General features: G+C 67.8%; 21 protein-coding genes. 10 read left to right on the forward strand and 11 right to left on the reverse strand.

Features of this window, described 5'->3' with window-relative positions; genetic code table 11:
• Positions 1-22: 22 nt before the first annotated feature.
• Both ABD088_RS12040 and ABD088_RS12045 read right to left on the reverse strand, forming a co-directional pair.
• Positions 23-736 carry a potassium channel family protein gene (locus ABD088_RS12040; RefSeq protein WP_343902176.1) on the reverse strand — a complete coding sequence of 238 codons (714 nt, stop codon included), beginning with the start codon at positions 734-736 and terminating at the stop codon, positions 23-25.
• Positions 733-1,425 carry a potassium channel family protein gene (locus tag ABD088_RS12045; RefSeq protein ID WP_343902177.1) on the reverse strand — a complete coding sequence of 231 codons (693 nt, stop codon included), beginning with the start codon at positions 1,423-1,425 and terminating at the stop codon, positions 733-735. The genes ABD088_RS12040 and ABD088_RS12045 overlap by 4 nt, the downstream gene beginning before the upstream one ends.
• Before the next feature lie 143 nt (positions 1,426-1,568).
• Between ABD088_RS12045 and ABD088_RS12050 the strand changes: the two genes are divergently transcribed.
• The 3 genes from ABD088_RS12050 to acnA all read left to right on the forward strand — a co-directional run bounded on the left by ABD088_RS12050 (position 1,569) and on the right by acnA (position 7,795).
• Positions 1,569-3,602 (forward strand): APC family permease, encoded by a 2,034-nt coding sequence (locus ABD088_RS12050; protein WP_343902178.1) that lies wholly within the window; start codon positions 1,569-1,571, stop codon positions 3,600-3,602.
• A gap of 2 nt (positions 3,603-3,604) precedes the next feature.
• The gene (locus ABD088_RS12055; protein WP_343902374.1) at positions 3,605-4,975 is read left to right on the forward strand and encodes a class I SAM-dependent RNA methyltransferase; all 1,371 of its coding nucleotides are present in this window, start codon (positions 3,605-3,607) and stop codon (positions 4,973-4,975) included.
• Between the two features lie 114 nt (positions 4,976-5,089).
• On the forward strand, positions 5,090-7,795 hold the full coding sequence (acnA, locus tag ABD088_RS12060) for an aconitate hydratase AcnA (protein ID WP_343902179.1): 2,706 nt from the start codon (positions 5,090-5,092) through the stop codon (positions 7,793-7,795).
• A 125-nt stretch (positions 7,796-7,920) separates the two neighbouring features.
• Here the strand turns inward: acnA and ABD088_RS12065 are convergent, their stop codons facing one another.
• Positions 7,921-9,720, reverse strand: a complete 1,800-nt coding sequence (locus ABD088_RS12065) for a molybdopterin-dependent oxidoreductase (protein ID WP_343902180.1) — start codon at positions 9,718-9,720, stop codon at positions 7,921-7,923.
• 192 nt (positions 9,721-9,912) lie between these two features.
• On the opposite strand from ABD088_RS12065, the gene ABD088_RS12070 reads away from it, so the two are divergent.
• From ABD088_RS12070 to ABD088_RS12095, 6 genes are all read left to right on the forward strand, one after another.
• The gene (locus tag ABD088_RS12070) at positions 9,913-10,581 is read left to right on the forward strand and encodes a GNAT family N-acetyltransferase (protein WP_343902181.1); all 669 of its coding nucleotides are present in this window, start codon (positions 9,913-9,915) and stop codon (positions 10,579-10,581) included.
• A gap of 60 nt (positions 10,582-10,641) precedes the next feature.
• Complete coding sequence (gene dxs, locus ABD088_RS12075) at positions 10,642-12,609, forward strand: 1-deoxy-D-xylulose-5-phosphate synthase (RefSeq protein ID WP_343902182.1); 1,968 nt, start codon at positions 10,642-10,644, stop codon at positions 12,607-12,609.
• Positions 12,606-13,193 carry a DUF402 domain-containing protein gene (locus tag ABD088_RS12080; protein WP_343902183.1) on the forward strand — a complete coding sequence of 196 codons (588 nt, stop codon included), beginning with the start codon at positions 12,606-12,608 and terminating at the stop codon, positions 13,191-13,193. Before dxs ends, ABD088_RS12080 begins: the two co-directional genes overlap by 4 nt.
• 76 nt (positions 13,194-13,269) lie before the next feature.
• A complete protein-coding gene (locus tag ABD088_RS12085) occupies positions 13,270-13,842 on the forward strand; it encodes a hypothetical protein (protein ID WP_343902184.1) in 573 nt (190 codons plus the stop codon).
• A gap of 109 nt (positions 13,843-13,951) precedes the next feature.
• Entirely contained in the window at positions 13,952-14,926 is a 975-nt protein-coding gene (locus ABD088_RS12090; protein ID WP_343902375.1) for an aldo/keto reductase, read from the forward strand.
• 12 nt (positions 14,927-14,938) lie between these two features.
• Positions 14,939-15,676: a hypothetical protein gene (locus tag ABD088_RS12095; protein WP_343902185.1), complete on the forward strand. Its 738-nt coding sequence runs from the start codon at positions 14,939-14,941 to the stop codon at positions 15,674-15,676.
• Between the two features lie 8 nt (positions 15,677-15,684).
• Here ABD088_RS12095 and ABD088_RS12100 read toward each other — a convergent pair whose 3' ends face one another.
• The 6 genes from ABD088_RS12100 to ABD088_RS12125 form a co-directional block, all read right to left on the reverse strand.
• On the reverse strand, positions 15,685-16,113 hold the full coding sequence (locus ABD088_RS12100) for a Rieske (2Fe-2S) protein (protein ID WP_343902186.1): 429 nt from the start codon (positions 16,111-16,113) through the stop codon (positions 15,685-15,687).
• Positions 16,114-16,164: 51 nt separating this feature from the next.
• Positions 16,165-16,611 carry a QcrA and Rieske domain-containing protein gene (locus ABD088_RS12105; RefSeq protein ID WP_343902187.1) on the reverse strand — a complete coding sequence of 149 codons (447 nt, stop codon included), beginning with the start codon at positions 16,609-16,611 and terminating at the stop codon, positions 16,165-16,167.
• A gap of 122 nt (positions 16,612-16,733) precedes the next feature.
• Positions 16,734-18,863 carry a 3-hydroxyacyl-CoA dehydrogenase NAD-binding domain-containing protein gene (locus ABD088_RS12110; protein ID WP_343902188.1) on the reverse strand — a complete coding sequence of 710 codons (2,130 nt, stop codon included), beginning with the start codon at positions 18,861-18,863 and terminating at the stop codon, positions 16,734-16,736.
• Positions 18,864-18,865: 2 nt separating this feature from the next.
• Positions 18,866-20,107 (reverse strand): thiolase family protein, encoded by a 1,242-nt coding sequence (locus tag ABD088_RS12115; RefSeq protein WP_343902189.1) that lies wholly within the window; start codon positions 20,105-20,107, stop codon positions 18,866-18,868.
• A gap of 135 nt (positions 20,108-20,242) precedes the next feature.
• Entirely contained in the window at positions 20,243-21,535 is a 1,293-nt protein-coding gene (locus tag ABD088_RS12120) for an HRDC domain-containing protein (protein WP_343902190.1), read from the reverse strand.
• A 22-nt stretch (positions 21,536-21,557) separates the two neighbouring features.
• Complete coding sequence (locus ABD088_RS12125; RefSeq protein WP_343902376.1) at positions 21,558-22,166, reverse strand: DUF3000 domain-containing protein; 609 nt, start codon at positions 22,164-22,166, stop codon at positions 21,558-21,560.
• A 233-nt stretch (positions 22,167-22,399) separates the two neighbouring features.
• Between ABD088_RS12125 and ABD088_RS12130 the strand changes: the two genes are divergently transcribed.
• On the forward strand, positions 22,400-23,875 hold the full coding sequence (locus ABD088_RS12130) for an L-lactate permease (protein WP_343902191.1): 1,476 nt from the start codon (positions 22,400-22,402) through the stop codon (positions 23,873-23,875).
• On the opposite strand, the gene ABD088_RS12135 is transcribed toward ABD088_RS12130, so the two are convergent.
• Positions 23,872-24,765: a DUF817 domain-containing protein gene (locus ABD088_RS12135; RefSeq protein WP_343902192.1), complete on the reverse strand. Its 894-nt coding sequence runs from the start codon at positions 24,763-24,765 to the stop codon at positions 23,872-23,874. The two genes, ABD088_RS12130 and ABD088_RS12135, sit on opposite strands and share 4 nt — an antisense overlap.
• 75 nt (positions 24,766-24,840) lie before the next feature.
• Positions 24,841-25,872 (reverse strand): threonine aldolase family protein, encoded by a 1,032-nt coding sequence (locus ABD088_RS12140; protein ID WP_343902377.1) that lies wholly within the window; start codon positions 25,870-25,872, stop codon positions 24,841-24,843.
• Positions 25,873-25,890 lie beyond the last annotated feature (18 nt).

The raw sequence follows: 25,890 nt of genomic DNA on the forward strand, positions 1-25,890 counted from the left end.
CCACGCGCCTATCTCATATCGGCTAGGCGCGGAAGGCGTCGGCGGCGTCGTCCTCGATGCCGTCGGAACGGGTGCGGGTCTGCGAGCGCAGGACCGTGCGCAAATCGTCCTCGGCGGCAATGGCGGTGATGAAGAACAGCTCGTCGCCACCCTCGATCACGTCATCGGGGCTGGGGGTGATGGCCAGGTCATCGCGCAGGATCGCCACCACCGCGGTGTCCTGCGGCCACGGGACCTCACCGAGCGTGCTGCCAATCAGGGCTGCATCGGCCGGGACGGTGAATTCGACCATGGAAGTGACACCGGTCTGCAGGGTCAGCAGCCGCACCACGTCGCCGACCTCGACGGCCTCCTCGACCAGCGCGGTCATCATGCGCGGGGTACTCACCGCCACGTCGACACCCCAGGCGTCGTCGAACATCCAGTCGTTCTTCGGGTTGTTGACCCGCCCCACCGTCCGGCCGACGCCGAACTCGCTCTTGGCCAGCAGCGAGACGACCAGGTTCACCTTGTCGTCGCCGGTGGCGGACACCACGACGTCGACCTCGCCGAGCTGGGCTTCCTTGAGCGTGGTGAGCTCGCAGGCGTCGCCGAAGAGCCAGGTGGCCCCCTGGACGCCGCTGCGCCCGACTACCTCGGGCTTCTCGTCGATCAGCAGGACCTGGTGGCCGTGCGAAATCAGTTCCTTGGCGATGGAGGAGCCGACGCTGCCGGCCCCCGCGATGACGATCTTCACTGCTGCTCCTCATCGTCGTCCGGTGTGGCCGCCGGTGGCTTGGACAGGATCCTGTCGATGTCGCCCATGGTCCGCACGGCCATCATGGCGTGCAGGATGTCGCCCTGCTGCAGGCGGTCATCCGAGCGCGGGATCATCCCCTCGCCGAAACGGGTGAGGTAGGCGACCCGGATGCCCGAGACCTCCTCGATGTCGGCCAGGCTGTGCCCGTACCATGCGTCGTTGACGGACACCTCCCCGAGGATCAGGCGGCCGGAGGCCTCGCGGAAGTCACCGTTGATGCCCTGCTCGGGAAGGATCCGACGCAGTACCTGGTCGGCGCTCCAGCGCACTGCAGCCACGGTGGGGATCCCCAGCCGCTGGTAGATCTCCGCCCGGCCCGGGTCGTAGATCCGGGCCACGACGTGGGGCACATGGTAGTTCTCGCGGGCTACGCGGGTGGCCAGGATGTTGGAGTTGTCCCCGCTGGAGACGGCGGCGAAGGCGTAGGCGTTGGCGATATCTGCCCGTTCCAGGGTCTCGCGGTCGAACCCGACACCGCTGACCTTCTGGCCGGCGAACCCCCGGCGCAACCGCCGGAACGCCCGCTCGTCCTGGTCGATGATCGCCACGGTATGTCCGGCGTCGTCCAAGGTGTGGGCCAGCGTGACGCCGACGCGTCCGCACCCCATGATGACGAAGTGGGCCATGCATTGCTCCCCGGGTCGTGGTCGTGGCGGTGGCGCCGTCGGCGTCCCGCAAGTGGTTCCCAGTCTCCCACGCCGGGCACCCGGCGGGCGCTGGAGGCGCGGCGTGTATGACAGATAGACCATGCACGGGCTAACTTTGACTGGTGCTGACGTTCCTCGACGCGCTGAAGCGGATCCTGGTTGGCAGGCCATTCCGCACCGAACGGCTGAAGCAGGCGCCGCTGCGCCGCCGGCTCGCGCTTCCACTGCTTTCCTCCAACGCGCTCTCCTCGGTGGCCTACGCCCCCGACGAGGTGCTGATGACGTTGGCCATTGCCGGGTTGTCGGCCATCTATTTCTCGCCGGTGGTGGGCATCGCCATCATGGCCGTCATGCTGGTGATCATCGCGTCCTACCGGCAGTCGGTGAAGGCCTACCCGTCGGGCCGCGGCGACTACGAGATCGCCAGCGTCAACCTGGGACCACGCGCCGGCACCACCGTCGCGGCGGCGCTGCTGGTCGACTTCGTGCTCACCGTGGCCGTGTCGATGTCCTCCGCTGCCCACTACGTCGTTGCGGCCTTCCCCGCGCTCAACGGCCACCAGACGCAGCTGGCCAGTGCCGGCGTCGTGCTCTTGGCCCTGCTGAACCTGCGCGGGCTGGGCCGCTCCCGCCTGGGCAAGGCGCTGCCGACCTACCTGTTCATCGGCACCATGCTGGTGATGATCGTGACCGGGGCGATCGGCGCGGCCCGGGGCAGCCTCGGGGCGGCCCCCAGCGCCGGGTTCGAGATCCTGCCGCAGGCCGGCTACGACTCCTCGCTCACCGGCCTGCTCGGCGTGGTGCTGGTGCTGCGCGCCTTCTCCACCGGCTCCGCCGCGCTGACCGGCATCGAGGCCCCGATCTCCAACGTGCAGAACCTGGCCCGCCCCCGCGCCCGCAATGCAGCATCGATCCTGCTGATGCTCGGCGTCATCGCCACCGTGTTGACCCTGGGCACCATGTTCCTGGCCCGCGCCACCCGGGTGCACATGGTGGAGAACCCGCAGGCCAACCTGCTCGCCAACGGGGGGCCGGTGCCCGGGGACTACATCCAGAACCCCGTCCTGGGACAGCTCGCCCAGGCGGTGTTCGGCGCCGGCAGCTTCGGCTTCTTCGTGATCCTCGCCGCCACCGTCGCCGTGCTGTGGATGGCAGGACACACGGCGTTCACCTCGTTCCCGAACCTGGCCTCGCATCTGGCCACCGACGGCTACCTGCCCCGCCAGCTGCGCAAACGCGGGGACCGGTTGGGCTTCAGCAACGGCATCATCGCCCTGGGCGTCGGCGCGCTGGCCCTGGTGCTGGTCTTCAACGCACATGTCGCCACGCTCATCCAGCTCTACGTCGTCGGGGTCTTCGTGTCCTTCACGCTCAGCCAGCTGGGCATGGTCAGGCACTGGAGCCGGCAGCTGGCCAGCACCGCCAAGGCCCGGGTGAGGCACCGGATCATGCGCTCGCGGTTGCTGAACCTGGTCGGGTTCGTGCTCACCGCCGCCGTGCTGGTGATCGTGCTGGTCACCAAGTTCATCTTCGGTGCCTGGCTGGCGGTGCTGGCCATCGTGGTGCTCTACCTGGTGATGTATTCGATCCATGCCCACTACGCCGCGGTGGACCGTGAACTGTCGATCGACACGGCCGGCACCGCCAAGGCGCTGCCGGCGCGGGTCCACGCGCTGATCCTGGTCTCGACGCTGCGCAAGCCGGTGCTCCGGGCCGTCGCCTTCGCCCGCGCCGGCCGTCCGTCCAAGCTCGATGCGATCATCGTGGACATCGACCAGGAGGCCACCGCCCGGACCGTCGCCGAATGGGACCGGCTGCAGATCCCGGTGCCGATCACCGTCCTGGCCTCGCCCTACCGGGAGACCGCGGCACCGATCATCGACTACATCAAGGGCATCAAATCCGATTCCCCCCGCGACCTGATCGTGGTCTACATCCCCGAATACGTCGTGGGACGCTGGTGGGAGCAGCTGGTCCACAACCAGACGGCCCTGCGGATCAAGACGCGGCTGCACTTCGAACCAGGGGTCGTGGTCGCCAGCGTCCCCTGGCAGCTGTCGGAGGAAACCCACGGACGGGCCCTTTTCGAGAACGAACGCGGCGATCCATCCGCCGAGGACAACACACCACAGCACGACGGCGGGAGCATCAAGTGAGCATGCAGGCAGAGGCGATCACGGGGGAGACGATCGAGGTCGAGATCGGGGCGCCGGCCCACGGAGGGCACTTCGTGGCCCGCCACGAGGGCCGGGTGGTCTTCGTGCGGCACGCGCTGCCCGGGGAGCGCGTCAGGGCGCGACTGACCGACGCCGGGGAAGGCGCCAGGTTCTGGCGGGCCGACACAATCGAGGTCCTGGACGCCTCGGAGCACCGGGTGCCGCACTTCTGGGACGCAGCCGACTCGCTGGCCCGCCACGCCGCCGGGGAACTGCCCGTGGGTGGCGCCGAGTTCGGCCATGCCGAACTGGGCTACCAGCGCGAGTTGAAGTCCGCCGTCGTCCGCGAGCAGCTGGAACGCCTCGCGGGACTGCAGGCAGCAGACGTGGGGTTCACCGGTGTGGAGGCGGCGCCGGGGGAGCGTGCCGACGGACTGGGCTGGCGGACGCGGACGGCCTTCAGCGTCGACGCCTCCGGACGGCTGGCCATGAACGCCTACCATTCCGAGCGGTTGGTGCCGATCACGCAGATGCCGTTGGCCGTGGCAGCGATCAACGACCTGGGCCTGGCCGATCTGCCCCTGCACGGCCTGGCCCGGATCGAAGTGGCAGCCCCCTCCGCCGGTGGGGCTCCGCTGGTGCTGTTGGTCGAGGATCCGGCCGCACGGCCAGGAGCCGCCGGACGCCTGGCCAAGGCGCTGCCCGAGGGCAGCAATGTGGCAGTGATCACCCAGCAGGGTGGTTCCGCGGCGGACGGCGCCGGGACGCTGCGCCGGCTGCGCGGCAGGACCTGGGTGGCCGAACGGGCCGCCGGCAACGACTACCGGGTCACCGGTGAGGGGTTCTGGCAGATCCACCGCAGCGCCCCCGACGCGCTGCAGGACGCGGTGCAGCAGATCCTGGCTCCGGAGCCAGGCCAGTCCTTCGCCGATCTCTACGCTGGGGCCGGCCTGTTCACCGTTCCGTTGGCCCGTGCCGTGGGGCCCGAGGGCGCCGTCGTCTCGATCGAAGGAGCCCCGGGGACCAGCAAGGACGCCCGCCGCAATGTCCACGGGCTGGACCAGGCCATCATCCGGCAGGGACGCGTGGAGAAGGTGCTGCGCCAGGAAATCGACAAGTTGCCGGGAGCCGTGGACGGGATCGTGCTGGACCCTCCGCGTACCGGTGTGGGACGGGCCGGTGTTGCCGCGGTGGCCGCCGCCCGGCCCGCCCGCATCGCCTACGTATCCTGCGATCCGGCATCGTTCGCCCGGGACATCCGGGACTTTGCGCTGAAAGGTTACGCGCTCGAATCCCTGCGGGCCCTCGACCTCTACCCGCACACCCACCATGTGGAGTGCGTCGGGGCGCTGGTTCCGGCGCCGAAAGGATAGACTGGCCGCGAGCTCTGCCGCCATCCCATCGTGCAGCGAAGCCGGTTAGGTTCGCCTTACTGGCGGCGTGCACGGGCGTGCAACAAAGATGAAAGTCTGGCGAGAGGAGTCCCAGTGAGTAATGTGGACAGCTTTGGTGCCAAAGGCGTATTGGACGTCAATGGCAACGAGTATGAAATTTTCCGGCTGAACGCGGTCGAGGGCAGCGACAGCCTTCCGTACAGCCTCAAGATCCTTCTGGAGAACCTGCTTCGGACCGAGGACGGCGCCAACATCACGGCCGACCACGTCCGGGCATTGGCCCAGTGGGATGAGAATGCCCAACCAAGCACCGAAATCCAGTTCACGCCGGCGCGCGTGCTGATGCAGGACTTCACCGGCGTGCCGTGTGTGGTCGACCTCGCCACGATGCGCGAGGCCATCAAGGAACTCGGCGGCGACGCGACCCGCGTGAACCCGTTGGCACCTGCCGAAATGGTCATCGACCACTCGGTCCAGATCGACGTCTTCGGCAACAAGGACGCTGTCGAGCGCAACATGGACATCGAGTACCAGCGCAATGGCGAGCGGTACCAGTTCCTGCGCTGGGGCCAGACGGCGTTCGACGACTTCAAGGTCGTCCCCCCGGGAACGGGCATCGTCCACCAGGTCAACATCGAGTACCTGGCCCGCACCGTGATGACCCGCGAGATCGACGGCAAGCTGCGCGCCTACCCCGACTCCTGCGTGGGCACCGACTCGCACACCACCATGGTCAACGGCCTGGGTGTGCTGGGTTGGGGCGTTGGCGGCATCGAAGCCGAGGCAGCGATGCTCGGCCAGCCCGTCTCCATGCTCATCCCGCGCGTGGTGGGCTTCAAGCTCTCCGGTTCCATCCCCGCCGGCGCCACCGCGACCGACGTGGTGCTGACCATCACCGAGATGCTGCGCAAGCACGGTGTGGTTGGCAAGTTCGTGGAGTTCTACGGCGAGGGCGTCGCCCAGGTGCCGCTGGCCAACCGCGCCACCATTGGCAACATGAGCCCGGAGTTCGGCTCCACGGCCGCCATGTTCCCGATCGACGACGTCACCCTGGACTACCTGCGCCTGACCGGCCGGTCCGAGGAGAACGTTGCACTGGTCGAGACCTACACCAAGGAACAGGGCCTGTGGCACGATCCCAGCCGCGAGATCCGCTTCTCCGAGCGTCTCGAACTGGACCTGTCCACCGTGGTCCCCTCCATCGCCGGCCCGAAGCGTCCCCAGGACCGCATCGAGCTGACCAGCGCCAAGGAGCAGTTCCGCAAGGACATCCACAACTACGCCGACGGTGACGCGGACAGCCTGAACATCGGCCGTCCCTCCAAGTCGGTCGACGTGAAGATGGCCGATGGTCGCGAGTTCACCGTGGATCACGGCATGGTCTCCATCGCCTCGATCACCTCGTGCACCAACACGTCCAACCCCTCGGTGATGCTGGCGGCCGCGCTGCTGGCCCGCAACGCCGTGGACAAGGGCCTGGCGTCCAAGCCGTGGGTCAAGACCTCCGTCGCCCCCGGCTCGAAGGTCGTCACGGACTACTACGAGAAGTCCGGCCTGACCCCGTACCTGGAGAAGCTCGGCTTCTACATCGTCGGCTACGGCTGCACCACTTGCATCGGCAACTCGGGCCCGCTGGAGCCGGAGATCTCCGAGGCCATCCAGACCAACGACCTCTCCGCCACCTCGGTGCTCTCGGGCAACCGCAACTTCGAGGGCCGGATCAACCCGGACGTGAAGATGAACTACCTGGCCTCCCCGCCACTGGTCATCGCCTACGCCCTGGCCGGAACCATGGACTTCGACTTCGAGGTCGACGCCCTGGGCACGGACGATGCCGGCAACGAGGTCTTCCTCAAGGACATCTGGCCGAACCCGGTCGAGGTCCAGAAGGTCATGGATGCCTCCATCGACAAGCAAATGTTCGCCAAGGGCTACGAGGGCGTCTTCGACGGCGACGACCGCTGGAAGGCACTTGACACCCCGGCCGGCGACACCTTCGAGTGGGCCGAGGATTCCACCTACGTCCGCAAGCCCCCGTACTTCGAGGGCATGAAGGCGCAGCCGGAGCCGGTCTCCGACATCGAGGGAGCCCGCGTGCTGCTGAAGCTGGGCGATTCGGTCACCACCGACCACATCTCCCCGGCCGGCTCGTTCAAGTCCGATTCCCCGGCCGGCCAGTACCTGCTGGCCAACGGTGTGGACCGCAAGGACTTCAACTCCTACGGCTCCCGTCGTGGCAACCACGAGGTGATGATCCGCGGCACGTTCGCGAACATCCGCATCCGCAACCAGCTCCTGGACAACGTCGAGGGTGGCTACACCCGTGACTTCTCCCAGGCCGGTGCACCGCAGGCCTTCGTGTACGACGCAGCCGTGAACTACGAGGCAGCCGGCACCCCGCTGGTCGTCATCGCCGGCAAGGAATACGGTTCGGGCTCCTCGCGTGACTGGGCCGCCAAGGGCACCGCACTGCTGGGCGTGAAGGCCGTCATGGCCGAGAGCTACGAGCGCATCCACCGCTCCAACCTCATCGGCATGGGCGTGCTGCCACTGCAGTTCCCCGAGGGCGAGTCCGCGGCCACCCTGGGCCTTGAGGGGACCGAGTCCTTCTCCATCTCCGGCGTGACCGAGCTGAACAACGGGACCACCCCGTCGACGCTGAAGGTCACCGCGACCGCAGAAGACGGCTCCACCAAGTCCTTCGATGCGGTACTGCGCATCGATACCCCCGGTGAAGCCGACTACTACCGCAACGGCGGCATCCTGCAGTACGTGCTGCGGCAGATCTCCGCCAAGTAGGCAGAGCACACCGCACCACGAGGGCGGGCCATCCGGGACACCGGGTGGCCCGCCCTGCGGCATTTAACCCGGGCGGGACGCGGCGCCGGGCCTTGAGCGGTTTCATTTTCCTGGATCCAGCGCGCCTAGATGGATTGCCGGTAGCCGAAGAACTCGTGGTCGTTGTTGTAGCCGCCTTCCCCGCCGCCGAAGTCCTTGAAGTCCTCGACGAATTCGATGCCCTTGATCCACTTGACGAGTTTGAAGCCGAGCTGGACTTCGTTGCGTAGCCGCAGCGGCGCTCCGTGGCCGTAGGACAGGGCTTCGTTGTTCATGTCGTAGGCGAGCATGGTCAGGTGGTACCCCATCTGCTCGATGGGTTGGGCATCGTAGTAGATGCCGCCGTCGGGTCCTTCGGCAAAGGAGTAGAAGATGACCCACTTGGCCTCGGGCTTTGGCTTCACCAGATCGACGATGGTCTGCAGGGATACGCCGCCCCACTTGGCGATGCCGGACCAGCCCTGAATGCAGAAGTGCTGGGTGATCTGCTCGTGGTAGGGCAGATCCCGCAGCTGCTTCAGGTCCAGCTCCGCGGGGTTCTCGACCAGACCGGAGATCTGCAGGCGGTAGCCGGCGAAGTTGTTCTCGTGGAGCTCCTGGTATTCCGGCGTCTCGGGGTACTTGCCGTTATGCCACATGTAGGGCGAAATGTCCTTTTCGGTGTACTGGCCTGGCCTGGAATCCAGATGCTCGAACAACCGCTGCACGGGGCCGATGAGGGCGTAGCCGATGCGCTGGACGGCGCGCGGATGGCGGTAGGTGAAGGGCGTGACGGCAACCCAGAGGACGATCATCACGACCAGCGACGCGGCGAAGACCCCCAACCCGATCCAGCTCTCGGCGTCGTTGCTGCTCGTGTACATCATGTTGAAGTTGTGCAGGGCATCGGTGGCCACGACCAGGGTGACATGCATCACGATGAACAGCAGGAACCAGACCAGAACCAGGAAGTGCAGTGAACGTGCGAATTGGATGCTGAAGATCCTGCTGATCCACCTGAACTTCGTCGACAGGGCCGGTGACATGCCCAGCCCCGTGATGAAGGCCAGCGGGGCCGCCACGAAGACGGTGATGAAGTAGGCGACGAGCTGGAGGCTGTTGTAGGCGACCCAGGCGTCGTCAGTGGGCCAGTCGAGGGAAAGGTACTGGATCATCACCGAGAAGGCGTTGGGGAAGACTTCCCAGCCGGTGGGGACCAGCCGCAACCAATGGCCGGTGGCAAACACCAGGATGTAGAAGATGATCCCATTGAGCAGCCACAGGGTGTTGATGCCCAGATGCCACCACCGGGCGAGGCCGATGGAGTGACGTCGTCCCGGCAAGCCGATGCCGTCGGGCAGCGTGATGGAATCCTGCTTGGCGGTCCAGAGGGGATCTGCTGGCACCGGTTTCTGCACCCGGAACCAGTCCTTGCCCGGAGTCGAGTGCCGGGTCCAGTAGAAGCGGGGGTGGTCCGCGATGATCGTCAACCCGGAGCGGATGATGGGAATCATCAACAACATGTTGAAGAAGTGCTGCCACCCCAGCCATGCCGGGAACCCGGTGCCCGCTTCCGGACCGCTGGGGACAACTGTGCCGGGGTACTGGTCGATGAACCCGGCGACTGCGGGCATCTCGCGCACCCCCTTGGCCACGGCAATGCCGATGATCAGCAGCACGAAGCCCAGGGGGACCAGCCACAAGAGGTTGAACCACCTGCTGCGTCCGATGCGTATCCGCGGTGCCACCCCGTACTGTGCCGGTACGGATCCCGCCCACGAACTGTCCACGGCGTCGTATTTCCGCTGATCCAGCTCACGCCGGAATCCGGCCAACGCCCGGGGGGTGATGTTGGAGGCGGCCGGTGCGGGCAGATCATCGGGAGTAGGTCCGGCTTGGGGTGTCATGAGGGCGCTCCTTCGCGCCGGCTTCGCTTCCGGCGGGTTCTCGTCAGATCAGAGGTGAGTCGGCGGATTGACCTGAATATCAGTCGCCGCAGAACCGAGGAGCTGCGTCAGTACTCCTTGCTGTCTACCACGGTGGCGGACTCGCTGGCTATGTCTTGTCCAGCCGTCGGGAACGGCCCCTAGACTCAACCCATGGAGAACCCGACGATCCCCTGGCCGCTCTTCGCCCTGCGCCTGGCCACACCCCGCCTGGTGTTGCGCCTGGTCACCGACGATGACCTTCCGGCGTTCATCGCCGCCGCCGAGTCCGGGATCCACGACCCGGCACACAGTCCCTTCTCCTTCCCCTGGACCGATGTCCCGCCCGAGGAGCTGCCGGCCAACATGGCGCGCCACGTCTGGCGCACCCGGGCCCAGACCGAAGCCGCGGCGTGGACGCTGCCCTTCGGCGTCTGGCACGAGGGGGAGCTGGTGGGCATGCAGGACCTGGTGGCCACCGACTTCGCCACCCTGCGCACTGTCTCCACCGGATCCTGGCTCCGCCAATCGGCCCAGGGCCGGGGCCTCGGCACCGAGATGCGCACCGCCGTCGTGCTCTATGCCTTCGACCACCTTGGCGCGGAAGCAGCCGAGACGGAGGCCGCGAGCTGGAACGAGGCGTCGTTGGGCGTCTCGCGCGCCGTGGGCTATGCGCCGAACGGGACCACCCGGAAGTCCTGGGGTGGAAACGCGCAGGACGTGCAGCACCTCCGGCTGGAACCGCAGGGACTGAACCGTCCCGACTGGACGCTGCGTGTGCAAGGGCACGACGCCGTCGCCTCCTTCCTGGGGCTGCGCGCGGATGCGCACGCCGACTCGTGAACGGGGCAGCGGCGGCAGTACGATGGAATGATCTTCCCGGCAGCGAAAGGACGACCCCGCATGGGACTGCTTGAGAGCATCCACGAGCCACGCGACCTGCGTGGCCTGAGCCTGCCGCAGCTACAGGACCTCGCGGAGGAGATCCGCGCCTTCCTGGTCGCCAACGTCTCCCAGACCGGCGGGCACCTGGGACCCAACCTGGGGGTCGTCGAATTGACGTTGGGCATCCACCGCGTCTTCGATTCCCCGCGCGATTCGGTGGTCTTCGACACCGGCCACCAGTCCTACGTGCACAAGCTCGTCACCGGGCGCCAGGACTTCTCCACGCTGCGCCAACAGGGCGGCCTGGCCGGCTATCCGGACCGCGCGGAGTCGGAGCACGACATCGTCGAGTCCTCCCACGCCTCGTCCTCGCTGTCCTGGGCCGAGGGCATCTCCCGGGCCCGGAAACTGGCGGGGGAGGGGGACCGCTACGTGGTCGCCGTCGTCGGCGACGGCGCCCTGACCGGCGGCATGGCCTGGGAGGCAGTGAACAACATTGCCGCCGACCCGGACCGGCGCGTGGTGATCGTCGTCAACGACAACGGCCGCTCCTACGCCCCGACCATCGGCGGGCTGGCCGAACAGCTGGCCGGGCTGCGCCAACGCACGCTGGACAAGGTCCGCACCCACCCGGTCTACGAGGACACGCTGTCCTGGTGGAAGGACCGCCTGCAACAGGGCGGGGCCGTCAGCCGTTTCACCTACAAGTCGCTGCACGCCACCAAGAAGGGCATCAAGGACTGGTGGGCACCCCAGGGGCTCTTCGAGGACCTGGGCATGAAGTACATCGGCCCGATCGACGGCCACAACCTCGCCGCCGTGGAGGAGGCGTTGCAGCAGGCCCGCAACTACGAGGGCCCGGTCATCGTGCACACGCTCACCGAGAAGGGCAGGGGCTACCCGCCGGCCCTGGCCGACATGGCCGACCAGATGCATTCGGTGGGCGTCATCGACCCCGAGACCGGTGAACCCGTCGAGCGGCCCGGCGCCCAATCCTGGACGTCGGTCTTCGGCGAGGAGATCGCCGACATCGCCGACGAACGCAAGGACATCGTCGCCGTCACCGGTGCCATGCTCATCCCCGTGGGCCTCTCCGCCATGGCAGCACGCCACCCCGAGCGGGTCATCGACGTCGGCATTGCCGAACAGCACGCGCTGACCAGCGCCGCCGGCATGGCGTTCGGGGGACTGCACCCGGTGGTCGCGCTCTACGCCACTTTCCTGAACCGTGCCTACGACCAGCTGCTCATGGACGTGGCCCTGCACCGCGCCGGCGTCACCATCGTGCTGGACCGGGCCGGGGTCACCGGACCCGACGGGCCCAGCCACCACGGCATGTGGGACATGGCCCTGCTGCAGTCGGTCCCCGGGCTGGCGCTGGCCGCCCCGCGCGATGCCACCCGGCTGCGCGAGGAACTGCGCGAGGCAGTCGCCATCAACGACGCGCCCACCGTGCTGCGCTATTCCAAGGGCAGCGTCGGGGCCGAACTCGAGGCCATCGAGCGCCTGCACGACGGCGTCGACGTCCTGGACCGCCGCGGTGACGGGGAGAAGGACGTGCTGATCGTCGCCGTCGGGTCCATGGCCACCCTGGGGCTGGACGTCGCCGGCCGGCTCGAGGCCCAGGGCGTCACCTCCACCGTCGTGGACCCGCGCTGGGTGCTGCCGGTGGCCCGCTCCATCATCGGCCTGGCCGCCCGCCACCGCATCGTGGTGTGCATCGAGGACGGCGTGAAGGCCGGGGGAGTCGGCTCGCGGATCCGCCAGGAAATGCGTGCCGCGGGCGTGGACACCGCCCTGAACGAGGTGGGCCTGCCCTCCGAGTTCCTCCAGCACGGCTCGCGCAACCAGGTCCTGGAGCGCGTCGGGTTGACCGCCAACCAGATCACGCAGGACACCCTGGCGCAGGTGCTGGGAACCAAGGTCCCCTTCGCCCGCCCGCTGCCGGGCCAGGAGCTGCCCACCGGCCAGATCCCGCGGCTGTGAGCCTGCCGCAGGGCCTGGCGGCCGCCCCGGACGGCATCGCCGTGGGGGATTTCGTGATCGCCCGGGCCTGGAAGTACGACGGCGGCGCCCACTGGGTGGTTCCCGGCAGGTACCTGGGTGCCGATCACCACGGGCACTGGGTCATCCAGCCGCAGGGTTCGCTGGTATCGCGTCCCGGTGCAGGCTTCGCTGCGGAATCGGACGCCGTCTGCCTCTTCCCCCACCAAGGCGACTGGGTGGCGACCTGCTACGACGAGACGCATCCGGGGGATCTGCGGGTGTACATCGACGTCTCCTGCACCCTCGGCTGGCGGCCGTTGAAACCGCAGGGCTGGGAGTTCAACTCCATCGACATGGACCTGGACGTCGTCCGCTCCACCACCCGGGGCGTCTACCTGGACGACGAGGACGAATTCGCCGACCACGCCCGCTTGCTGGGCTACCCGGATGAACTGGTCCAGCGGCTGCAGTGCGCAGCCGATGACCTGTTGACCCGGGTCCGCGCCGGAGATGAACCGTTCGGCACCACCGCCGACGCCTGGTTCGTGCGCGGACGCCGCCTGATCTCGCAGGCAGTAGGCTAGATGCTGCACCGCGCCGCCCCGGAAACCGAGGCAGCGCGGACCGCGAGGACACCGACGCCAGAACCCAGGAGAATCCATGCCCATCCAGCGCACCTACCGCCGTGACGACGACGGGATCCTGCAGTTCCGCGAGGCCTGGTTCGAACAGGCCGACGGCGAGGCCACCGGCCAGTTCGTGGTCAACCACGGGACCGTGGGCCACCAGTCGACCACCCAGGAAGCGGTGGACGTCGACGCCGCCAAGGGCGCAGCCCTCATGGAGGCCTTCGGCCAGCAGTGCACCGAGGACGGCTACGCCGAACTCACCGACGCCGAACAGTCCTGGGTCATCGCCCAGTACGCGCTCAAGTCCACCGAAGGCACCTCACGCGACGAATACCTGCGCGACAAGGCCCTCGAGGCGCTGCGCGGGCATCTGGCCTGGCGCGGCCTCGGGACGGTGGAGTCCAGCGACTTCGCCCCCCGCAAGCTCAACATCCGCATCCTCTCCCCGGAACCAGCCAAGGCAGTCACCGCCATCACCGTCTGCATCCGCCAGGCGAAGCTCGACTTCACGAAGCTCTCCGTCGGCGTCGCCCCCTTCGAGGATCCGGAGTCCGCGAAGCAGAAGTACCCGATGCCGCCGAAGGGCAAGTTCTCGCTCTCCTGAGCGCCCCAGAGACGACAGCAGGCCCAGCCGACCACCCCCGAAAGGACCCACCGACGTGAGCAACGCCAGCAACTCGACCCGCAACACCACCGAGCCAGCGCATCCCGAGATGGAATACCGCCGACTGGGCCGCTCGGGTCTCACGGTGTCGGTGGTCGGCCTGGGCTGCAACAACCTCGGCCGCAGCGGAACCGCCACCGAATCACAGCAGGGCAGTGACGCCGTCGTGCATGCGGCCTTGGACGCCGGGATCACGTTCTTCGACACTGCCGACACCTATGGCCGCGAGCCAGGACTCTCCGAGACCCGGCTCGGCAAGTCCCTGGGTGGGCACCGCGACGACGTCATCGTCGCCACCAAGTTCGGCATGGACACCTCCGGCGCCAACGGCCGTGATTTCGGTGCCCGGGGCTCGCGCCGCTACATCATGCGAGCCGTGGAGGCCTCGCTGGGCCGGCTGGGTACCGACTACATCGACCTGTACCAGTTCCACACCCCAGACCCGCTGACCCCGATCGACGAAACGCTCGCCGCCCTGGATGACCTGGTCGCCTCCGGGAAGGTGCGCTACGTCGGGCACTCCAACCGGGCCGGCTGGCAGATCGCCGAGGCAGAATTCACCGCCCGCTCGGGCGGGTACACGCGCTTTGTCTCCAGCCAGAACCACTACAACCTGCTGGACCGGCGCGCGGAGCTTGAGGTCCTGCCGGCGTCCGCTGCCTACGGTTTGGGCGTGCTGCCCTACTTCCCGCTGGCCAACGGTCTGCTGACCGGCAAGTACTCCTCCGGGCAGGCGCCCGAAGGCAGCCGGCTGACCCACTCGCGCCAGAACCTGCTCGAGAAGGCCGACTTCGGCCAGCTGGCGGAGCTGGGCGACTTCGCCGCGGCCCGCGACCTCACCTCCGTCCAGGTGGCGTTCTCCTGGCTGGCCGCGCAGACCCCGGTGTCCAGCGTCATCGCCGGGGCGACCCGGGTCGAACAGGTCAGGCAGAACGCGGTGGCCGCGTCCTGGAAGCCCACCGCCGAGGACCTGGCCGAGCTGGACCGGATCTTCCCGCGCGAACCGAAGGTTGCCCTCTTCTAAGGGGGACACACCATGTCCACGCCGCGCGAGCTCCTCGACGCGCCGCCGGAGTTCGAACGCTGGGAGGTGTTCCGGGACGGCGGCCAACGGGTCGGTGCGATGCGTCGCGTCTGGAAGTATTCGGTGCTGTTGACCCGTGTCGCGATCGAAGGCGACGACGGGGCCTACCTGGCCGAATCGCGGATCCGCTTCATTCCGGGCATCGACTGGGACCTGAGCTGGTTCCACGCCACGGGGATGGCCGAGCCCGTGCTGCTGCACAATCCCGCCAGCTGGACCCACACCGGGAGCCTGCCCGTCATTGGCACGACCCTGCGCACCCGTGACGAACGTGAACTGCCGCCGGGACTGACGCGGCACGTACCCGCCGGCACGCTGCCGGGCTACGGCGAATACCTGGTGTTGAAGCGGCTCCTGTCCACCGGCGGGCTCCACGCAGCGTGGACCTCCGTCGACGACGAGACCGGAACCCCGCAGGAGACCCGGTTGGTGGCCGTGGAGGAGCAGGAACCACCGGCGGCGATCCGGGCGGCCGTCACGGAGCCCGGGACCTTGCTGCGCTACGACCGGGAGGTCGACGGCGTGAGGCAGGCCAGCCACTGGGCGGTGGAGCAGCGGGTGGTGGCCAGCGAATGGAACGGGCTCCGTTCCCTCGCGATACCCGATCAGGCGGGCTCGGCGGGCTGGGAGGCCATCTCCGGGTTGGAACGCGACAACGCCGACTTCCTGCTTCACGGCGTCCGGCGCTGAGCGCTTCCCTAGAGGTAGATCATCACGTCCTGGCCCTCGATGGCGGCTGCGTAGCGGGTCAACGGCTTCTTCGCCGGACCGGCCACCCGGGACCCGTCCTCATGGGAGAACTCCGATCCATGGCAGGGGCATTTGAAGTCCGTCTTGCCCAGGCCGACGGTGCAGCCCTGGTGGGTGCAGACCGCAGTGTAGGCGTAAACGGTGTTCTCGTCCTTGCGCCAGAGCAGGTAGTTGTTCCCCTGCACCGCCACCGATGCGCTCGCCCCGGGCTTCAGCTCGGTGGTGGTCGTGGCCTTGGTGGGCGTCCCACTGGGTTCCGGGACCGGTTGGGTCTTGTTCGACCCGCCGCACGCCGTCAGCGCAGCTCCCGTCCCCAGCACCAGCGATCCTCCCAGGACTGCCCGGCGTCCTGTCATATGGGCTGTGAACTGTTCCATGGGCCCATTGTGGCACCGTGGGCGCCCGTACGGCGAGAGCCGGCGCCGGACCTACGGGTAGAGCAGGATCTTGCCGTCGGAAATCTCCGCTGCATACCGGGTCAGGGCGCCCCGGGCCGGTCCGGCGGTGGCCGTTCCGTCCTCGGCGCTGAAGTGCGAATCATGGCAGGGGCAGTGGAAGTCGCCCTCGCCGGGCCCCACCCGGCACCCGGCGTGCGTGCAGACCGAGGTGTAGGCCAGTACGGTCTTCTCGTCCTTGCGGTAGATCAGGTAGGCGTCCTTGGACCCCTCACGGGCCACGTTGACTGAGGTGCCCACGGGCAGATCCACCGCCTCGGCGACGGTCACCGGGTCGCCGGAGGGCGCGGGGACTGCCTGGGCGTTGTTGTTCGGGGCGGCCGATGACCCGTCTCCACAAGCGGTGAGCGTGGCGGCTGCGCCGACGGCGAGCGTTGATCCGAGGACAAGGCGGCGACAGGGGTGCACGGTGGTACTCATGCCACGATTATTTCATGTCGGGGGCGCCGGTTCGGCCCGGCGGATGCGTGGTGCCGGGCACCATGACCAGAGCGGGGCACCGGTATCGGTGCCCCGCCGTCGTCATGTCCTGGCCGCAGGGATCAGGCAGTGTGGAACGTCGCCCCACGTACCCGCTCCGACGCTCCGACCCGATCCAGGTACGGGGTGATCCCGCCCAGGTGCATGGGCCAGCCCGCACCGAGGATCATGCACAGGTCGATGTCCTCGGGGCCTGCCACGACGCCCTCGTCGAGCATCATCCCGATCTCCTGGGCCAGGGCATCCTGGGTCCGCACCAGCAACTCCTCGGAGGTGCTGGGGGAGTCCCCGAAGTCCAGCAACGCCAGGGTGGACTCCGGGATGGACTGGGTGCCGTCGTCGTTCTTGACCCAGAGAGACTTCAGCCCGTTGTCGATCAACGCCTGCTGGTTGGCCGACACACGGAAACGGTCACCGAACGCTTCATGCAAGGACTCCATGACGTGCTGGGCCACGGGGATGCCGACCATGGCCAGCAGCGTGAACGGGCTCATGGGCAGGCCCATGGGCCGCAGCGCGTTGTCCGCGACCTCGGCTTCGGTGCCGTCGTCGAAGGCGTTGGAGACCTCGCCCATCAGGCGCAGCAGCACCCGGTTGACCACGAAGGCCGCGGAGTCCTTGACCAGGACCGCCGTCTTGCGCAGCTGTTTGGCCACGGCAAACGCCGTCGCCAACACGACGTCGTCCGTCTTGGGGGCACGCACGATCTCGATCAGCGGCATCACGGCCACCGGGTTGAAGAAGTGGAACCCCACGACGCGCTCGGGATGCTTCAGATCGGCGGCCATCTCCGTCACCGACAGCGATGAGGTGTTGGTGGCCAGGATGCACTCGGGGGAGACCACTGCCTCCACTTCGGCGAAGACCTGCTTCTTGACCTGCAGCTCCTCGAAGACCGCCTCGATGACCAGATCGGCATCGGCGAACGCATCCTTGGTGACGGATCCGGTGACGAGGCCCTTGGTCCGGTTGGCGGCATCGGGTGAGATGCGCTTCTTGGCCAGCTGCTTGTCGATCTCGCCGTGGATGTAGGCCAGGCCCTTGTCCACGCGCGCCTGGTCGATGTCGGTGATGATGACCGGGACCTTCAGCGCCTTGGCGAAGAGCAGTGCGAACTGTCCGGCCATCAGGCCGGCGCCGACGACACCGATCTTGGTGACCGGTCGGGCCAGCTTCTGGTCGGGTGCCCCGGCGGGACGCTTGGCGCGCTTCTGCACCAGGTCCAGGAAGGCGTAGACCGTGTCCTGGAACTGCGGGGTTTGCATTAGTTCGGTCAGGGCGGCGCACTCGAGTTCCGCGGATTCGGCCTGGCTGATGGTCTTGCCTGCCTCGAAGACGTCCAGGACCTTGCCCGGTGCCGGGGCGGCATTCGCCGTCTTGGCTTCCACGAAGGCCCGCGCCTTGGCTGCCGCAGCGTCCCAGCGCTCGGCGGCCGCGGCATCGGTGGCGGGATCGACGGCGTTCGGGCGTTCGACGGAGGCACCGGAGAGCACAGAATCTGCCCAGGCCAGTGACTGCTCGACGAAGTCTGCCGGCTCGAAGATGGCGTCGGCGATACCCAGCTGGTGGGCAGCAACACCGTTGAGCGAGCGGTTGTTGTTCAACGGGTTCTCGATCATGACGGTCATCGCGGCCTCGGGGCCGATCAGGCGCGGCAGTCGGTAGACGCCGCCCCAACCGGGGACCAGGCCGATGAAGGCCTCCGGCAAACCGATGCCGTTGGCTCCGGTGGAGACCGTGCGGTAGGTCGAGGCGAGGGCGATTTCCAGTCCGCCACCGAGGGCTACCCCGTTGATGAAGGCAAAGGTCGGGACCCCGAGGTCGGCCAGCAGGTCGTAGGCTGCATGACCCAGTTCGGCCATGAGCGTGCCGCTGTCGGAGTTCTTCAGGGTCTTCACGGTGGTCAGGTCGGCCCCGGCCACCAGGAAGTGCGGCTTGCCGGTGACGGCCAGCGCGGCGATCTCCCCGGACGCGGCGCGCTCCTGTTGGCGGGAGAGCTCCCGTCCCAGCTCGATGAGCGTTGCCGGGCCCAGGGTCGTGGGCTTGGAGTGGTCCAGCCCGTTGTCCAGGGTCAGCAGCGCCAGCGTCTTGCCGGAGGGCAGCTGGACGTCGGAGACCAGGGTGTGGGTGACGACCTCGTCCGGGACCTGATCGGCGAGTACCCCGAAGCGGTCAAAATCCTGTGTAGCCATTTTCAGGCGTCCTTCCCATAGTCGGCGTGGTGGGGGTTTTCCCAGATGACGGTGCCGCCCATGCCGAGCCCGACACACATGGTGGTCAGCCCATAGCGGACCGAGGGGTCGGCCTCGAATTGGTGGGCCAGCTGGTTCATCAGGCGGACGCCCGAGGAGGCCAGCGGATGCCCGACGGCGATGGCCCCACCATAGCGGTTCACGCGGGGGTCGTCGTCGGCGATGCCGTAGTGGTCCAAGAAGGAGAGCACCTGTACGGCGAAGGCCTCGTTGATCTCGAACAGCCCGATGTCCTCGATGGTCAGGCCGGCCTGGGCCAGCGCCTTCTCCGTTGCCGGTACCGGGCCGATGCCCATGACCTGGGGTTCGACGCCGGCGAAGGCGTAGCCCACCAGGCGCATCTTCGCGCTCAAACCGAGTTCCTCGGCGGTCTCGGCGGAGGTCAACAGGGCTGCGGTGGCCCCGTCGTTGAGTCCTGCGGCGTTGCCCGCGGTGACGTGTCCATGCGCGCGGAACGGCGTGCGGAGTGAATCCAGGTCTTCCATGGTGGTGCCGGGACGGGGTGGCTCGTCGACGGAGTTCAGCGCCCAGCCCTGGCCGGGACGTCGCGTGGCGACGGGCACCAGGTCGGGCTGGATGTTCCCGGCCTCGTAGGCGGCCGCAAGTTTGGTCTGGCTGGCGACGGCATAGCGGTCGGCACGTTCCTTGGTGATGGCCGGGAACCGGTCATGCAGGTTCTCCGCGGTGTTTCCCATGTTCAGCGCGGCCGGATCGACCAGGCGTTCGGAAATGAAGCGGGGGTTCGGATCGGCTCCGGCTCCCATGGGGTGGTTGCCCATATGTTCGACGCCGCCGGCGATGACGACGTCGTAGGCGCCGAAGGCGATCGATCCGGCACTGGTGGTCACGGCGGTCATCGCGCCGGCGCACATCCTGTCGATGGCATACCCGGGGACCGACTGGGGCAGCCCTGCCAGCAGGGCAGCAGTTCGGCCGATCGTCAGGCCCTGGTCGCCGGTCTGGGTCGTTGCTGCAATGGCCACCTCGTCGATGCGTTCGGAGGGCAGTTCGGGGTTGCGGCGCATCAGGTCGCGGATGCACTTCACCACGAGGTCGTCGGCACGTGTGCCGTGGTAGATGCCCTTGTCACCGGCTTTGCCGAAGGGGGTGCGGACACCGTCGACGAAGACGACGTCGCGAACTTGCCGGTGGCGCGGTAGTGCGCGCGGGGTGGTGGGGCTCACTGGAGTGACTCCTTGCGTGGAATGAATGTGATCCACTCCATATGTTACCGGCGAGTAACCAGTGGTGCAAGGAGACGGGCGCGTGCCAGTTGACGAATCCAGCGCGGTCCAGTGGGGTCAGCGGCCCCGCGGCATTCAGCCCTTCGCCGCTGCACCCTTCTTCGGCAGCGGTTCGGGGTCCAGAAACGCCACGGTGATGATGGGCGCTGTCTGTTCCACCTGCCACGGGCGGGCCCCCAGGTCCTCGAGGGCGGCGGTGATCGTCTCGGGATCGATGCGAGCCGGCGGCCGCCACGCGATGCGGCGCAGCGTATCCGGCGTCAGCAGATTCTCGATCGGCAGATCCAGTTCCTCGGCCCGCCGGGCGATGCGCGGCTTGGCAGTGTTCAGCCGGCGTGCTGCGGCCTCGTCCTTGTCCGGCCAGGTCCGGGCCGGCGGGGGAGCCGATGACGGGATATGCATGGGCGGCAGATCCTCCGTGGTGCGGGCCTGCTGGAGGCACCGCAACCAACGAGGTCCTTCCTTGCTGGCCGCACGCCCGTGGAACCCGGGGGTCTTCAACAGCTGGGGCACTGTCGAGGGCATGGCCTTGGCGGCAGCAATGAGGGCCGCGTCGGGGATCAGCCGGCCCGGTGCCACGTCCCGGTTCTCCGCCAGGGATTCGCGTTCGGACCACAGGGCGCGCACTGCAGCCAGTTGGCGGCGGTCGCGGAGTTGGTGCAGGCCTGAGGTCCGCCGCCAGGGATCGACCCGTGATGCAGGTGCCGGAGCGGTGCGGATGGCTTCGAACTCCTGGAGGGCAAAGTCCAGCTTGCCGGCGTCCCGGAGCAGTTCCATCAGCGCCAGGCGCAATTCGTCGAGCACCTCGACGTCCAGCGCCGCATACCGCAGCCACGGCTCGGGAAGCGGCCGCGTGGACCAGTCGGCGGCGGAGTGCTCCTTGGCCAACTTCAGGCCCAACAAGGATTCCACGATGGGCCCCAGCCCGACGCGGGGCAGGCCTGCGAGCCGTCCGGCCAGCTCGGTGTCGAACAGGGCATCGGGGCGCATCCCCAACTCGCCGAGGCACGGCAGATCCTGGGTGGCCGCGTGAAGGATCCATTCGGCTCCGGACAACGCCTCGTTGACCACCAACAGGTCCTCAAACGGAACGGGATCGATCAGCCATGTGCCGGAACCCTCTCGACGCAGCTGGACGAGGAAGGCCCGCTGGCCATAACGGAAGCCAGACGCCCGTTCGGCGTCTACGGAGACCGGCCCCGTACCGGCGGCCAGGGCACGTGCCGCGCGCCGGAGGCCAGCGTCGGTGTTGACGACCGGGGGGACGCCATCGCGCGGTTCGGTCAGAGGTGTGGGCTCGGGCTCCGGTGGGGCCAGATCCCCGGCGTCAGGGGTTGCAGGGGGGCTGTCGGTGCGCGAATCGGTCATGGTGGAACCAATTCTAGTTGATTTAGTTCCTGCGCCGCAGGGGAAGCGCCGTCACGCCCTCCGGAAGGGGCGGCAATCCGGCGAACGTGCAGACCATGTCATTCCATGCCTCCAGATGGGCACGGACATCCGAGCTGTCGGGCGTCCAGGAGGCCCTGAGCTCGATGTCGATGGTTTCCGGGCGTTCCTGGAGGCTTCCGAAGCTCTGCGATAACATCCGCGTGGCGGTTCCGCCGGCCTGGGAATACCGGGCATCGTTCTCGTGGAGTGCATCCAGCAGCCACGTCCACGCCACCGACCCGAGCATCTGGTCATTGCCCATGGCGGCATCGAGCTGTGCGCGGATGTAGGTGACGATGCGGAAGGTCCCGTTCCACAAATCCGACCCCGCGGGATCATGAAGCAGGATGAAGCGTCCGGTGGCGAGTTCGTCATCCTGGTTGAGCGTGCGTGCCTCGGCCAGGGCAGCCGCGGCCGGACCGTGCAGCGATCCGTGGCCGGCGGCGGGTGGTTCGAACACCTCGGCCGAGAGGGCCACCGCGAAGGGGGCCAGCCGGGCTGGAGCCGGGATTTCGGCCAGGCGCATTTCGGGGCGGCAATCCGCCTGACGAAGCGCCGATAGCGCTGTCATGAAGTCTGGGGGAACCTGTGCCAGGTTGCCAAGGGCGCTCACCTTCCCGAGTCTAGGGCCGGTCATGGCGGGCGGCCGGAAGGCACGCCGCTGCACGGAAGCCTCACAGAAAGACGTTCCTTTCCCCTTGGTTCGCGCCGTGTGGGAAGGGGAGCCCCGTGTACTACGGTCTGTGGAGGAGCCTGGCGCCCCCGGCATTGCCGGGCCATGGAGGGAACCGAGGGAGGTGGGCCGTGCCTGCGGTCGCAGCAGCGATACCGATCGTCTTGGCGGTCGTCCTGTTCTTCCGGGGTGTCCGGGCCACGCGTATCGCCGTCTGGTCGTTGGGTGTTGGCATCGTCGTTGCCGTGGTGTTCTTCCCGACAGCACCGTCGGTGGTCCTGGGGTCTCTGGCCCGGTTCTCCCCGACGATCATCGAGATCATGCTGATCCTCTACGCCGGGGTCCTGCTGAGCCGGATCTTGTCCAGCACAGGTGCCATGGCAGCTATCTCCGGCTGGTTGCAGACCAGTGCCCCGTCGCGACGGGCCGGAACCGTGCTGGTGGTCTTCGGCTTGGTCCCCTTCGCCGAATCGGTCACGGGTTTTGGCATCGGCGTGACGGTTGGCGCGCCGATCTTGAGGATGCTGGGGCATTCGGTTCCCCGGACCACGTTGTTCTCGTTGTTGGGTCTCCTCGCCGTGCCCTGGGGCGCCCTGGGGCCGGGAACGTTGTTGGCCTCGGAACTCTCGGGGACCTCGCTGACCGAGGTCGGCGTACGATCCGCCCTGTTGTCCCTGCCGGCCATGCTCGGGGCCGCGGTGCTGCTCACGTTCCTGCTACGCCACGACGGGGGAGCGGGACGCCTGTTCGTTGGTGCGGCCGGCAGCGCGGTGCTCCTCTGGCTCGGGATCCTGGGAGCGAACCTCGTCGTGGGGACCCCCTTGGCGGGAGTCCTGGGATCTCTGGTGCCGATCGCCGTGCACCTGCTCGTGTACCGCTGGCGGGGCAGCCTCGTACCTGCCGGTGAGGTCGTGGTCCGGGCCGCGGTACCCTATGCCGTCATGGCCGGCGGCCTGCTGGCCGCCCGGGGCCTCACAGCGCAGCTGGAGCCGAACCTGTTCATGCGCGCTGCCAGCAGCCCCGCCATCTGGCTCGTCGTGGCGTGCCTGGCGGCCCACTTTGGCCCCGGACAGCGCGAGGGGTCCGCCGGCCGAGTCGAGGCACGACTGGGCCACCGCGCTGCGGCGGCCTACCGCAGCTGGAGGCCCGTGGGCATCGTGACCTTGTGCTTCACAGTGCTTGGATCGCTGCTGGCGGCGACTGGCATGGGTGCTGCGTTGGGTGCTGCCCTGGCCAGGATGGGTGGCAGCTACCTGATCCTCGCGCCGGCGGTGAACGCACTGGCGGGATTCATTACCGGGTCGAACACCGCGGCCAACGCCATGTTGACGGTCACCCAGGCGCAGGTCGCGACCGATCTGGGTAGTTCGGTCCTCCAAATTGTTGCGGTCACCAATGTGGCTGCGTCCCTGGCCACCATGGCAGCGCCATCGCGGATCCTGCTCGCCTACGAGCTGGCTCAGGCGACGCCGGCCCCGGTGGGGACGGCTGCCCTGGGCGCCGCGGAATCCGAATCACTGGTGAACCGGTGGGTTCTTCCGCGGGTCTTCGTCCTCGTGGCGGCCGTGTCGCTGCTGCTGGGGCTCCTCACGTGGTGGCTCGATTAATGCGCTTGCCGGTGGAGGCCCTCCGGCGCGAGTTCGGGTTCCGGTTCCTCGGGCGGGTAGACCCAGGTCACCAGGACCACTGAAATGATCATCAGGAGCAGCCAGGAACCCAATTTCGCCACGGAGACCAGCTGCCAGCCCTCCAGCTGGTCGGGGTAGGCCCACGCGTTGGACCAGGTGGCGATGTTCTCGGCGAGCCAGATGAACACGGCCACCAAGAGGAACGCCAGGACCAATGGCATGCGCAGGCGCACCCGGAAGATCCTGAAGTGCATCCAACAACGGCCGAACACCAGAACAACGGCGGCGAGCAGGAACCAGCGAAGGTCCCAGATGTAGTGATGGGTGAAGAAGTTCAGGTAGATCGCCCCCGCCAGGACCGCGGTGATCCAGCGTCGTGGATATCGCTGGAACCGGAGGTCGAAGAGGCGGAACACCCGGACCATGTAGGAACCGACGGCCGCATACATGAAGCCGCTGTACAACGGGACGTTGCCCAGATGGAGGAACCCCTCACCCTGGTAGATCCAGGAACCGACACTCGTCTTGAACAGTTCCATGCCGGTCCCCACGATGTGGAACAAGATGATGACCCGCAACTCGCGCAGCGTCTCCAACCGGAAGGCGACCATCAGGATCTGGATGGCAATCGCCGCCAGCGTGACGGCGTCGTTGCGGGCCAGCGCGATGCCCTCGGGATACCACAAACGGGTGGCGAAGAGCACGGCGAGCATCGCCGCGCCGAAAATGCAGGCCCACGCCTGTTTCAGCGTGAAGACGGCAAACTCGACGAGGAGCTTGGCCCCCTTGCTCCGGGGGAACCTGTCAAGGACCCGATGGGCAGCGGCATCGATCCGCTGCTCGAGTGGCGTGGTGGTGCGCCCGTTCACCCGGGTCTCCTTCGCTGGACTGATCGGGGAAACCCCGTGGCGGGGGCGAGGGCACCGGAAGAGTGACCCGGCACCCTAGCCGGCGGCGACTTCGGCGCGGATGGCCGCCGCGAAGCGGTCCACGTCCTCCTCGGTGGTGTCGAATCCACACATCCAGCGCACCTCTCCGGTGGCCTCATCCCAGTCGTAGAACCGGAAGTCCTGGCGCACGCGGTCAGCCGCGGCGGAGGGAAGCTTCGCGAACACGGCGTTGGACTCGGTGGGCTGGGTCAGCTCCAGGCCCTCGATTTCCTGGACCGCAGCACGCAGCCGCTGGGCCATGGCGTTCGCGTGGGAGGCCGAACGCAGCCAGAGGTCGCCCTCGTAGAGCGCGATGAGCTGTGCGGAGATGAAGCGCATCTTCGAACCCAGCTGCATGTTCATCTTGCGCAGGTACTTCAGCCCGGTGGCGGCCTCCGGGTCCAGGACGACGATCGCCTCGCCGTACATCAGGCCGTTCTTCGTACCGCCCATGCTCAGGATGTCGATGCCGGCGTCGCGGGTGAAGGCACGGAGGGGGACCCCCAGGGCGGCCGCGGCGTTGGAGAGACGGGCCCCGTCCATGTGGACCTTCATGCCGCGTTCGTGGGCGTGGGCCGTGATGGCCTTGAGTTCCTGGACCGTGTAGAGGGTGCCGAGCTCGGTGGACTGGGTCAGCGACACGGCCAGCGGCTGGGCTCGGTGCTCGTCGCCCCAGCCCCAGGCCTGGCGGTCGATCAGTTCAGGGGTCAGCTTTCCATCGGGTGTCGGGACGGTGAGCAGCTTCATGCCCCCAACGCGTTCGGGGGCGCCGTTCTCGTCGACGTTGATGTGCGCCGTCTCGGCGCAGACGACTGCACCCCACCGGGGCAGCAGCGATTGCAGGGAGGTCACATTGGCTCCGGTGCCGTTGAAGACCGGGAAGGCCTCGGCGGCGGGACCGAAGTGGGAGAGGATCACGTGGCCGAGGCGTTCGGTGTATTCGTCCTCGCCATAGGCGATCTGGTGTCCTCCATTGGCGGCGTTGATGGCCTCCAGGACTTCCGCGTGGACGCCGGAGTAGTTGTCCGATGCGAAGCCGCGGACCATGGTGTCATGCAGGGAAGT

The sequence above is a fragment of the Arthrobacter rhombi genome, assembly GCF_039526245.1.
In the GTDB taxonomy this organism is placed as follows: Bacteria; Actinomycetota; Actinomycetes; order Actinomycetales; family Micrococcaceae; genus Arthrobacter_H; species Arthrobacter_H rhombi.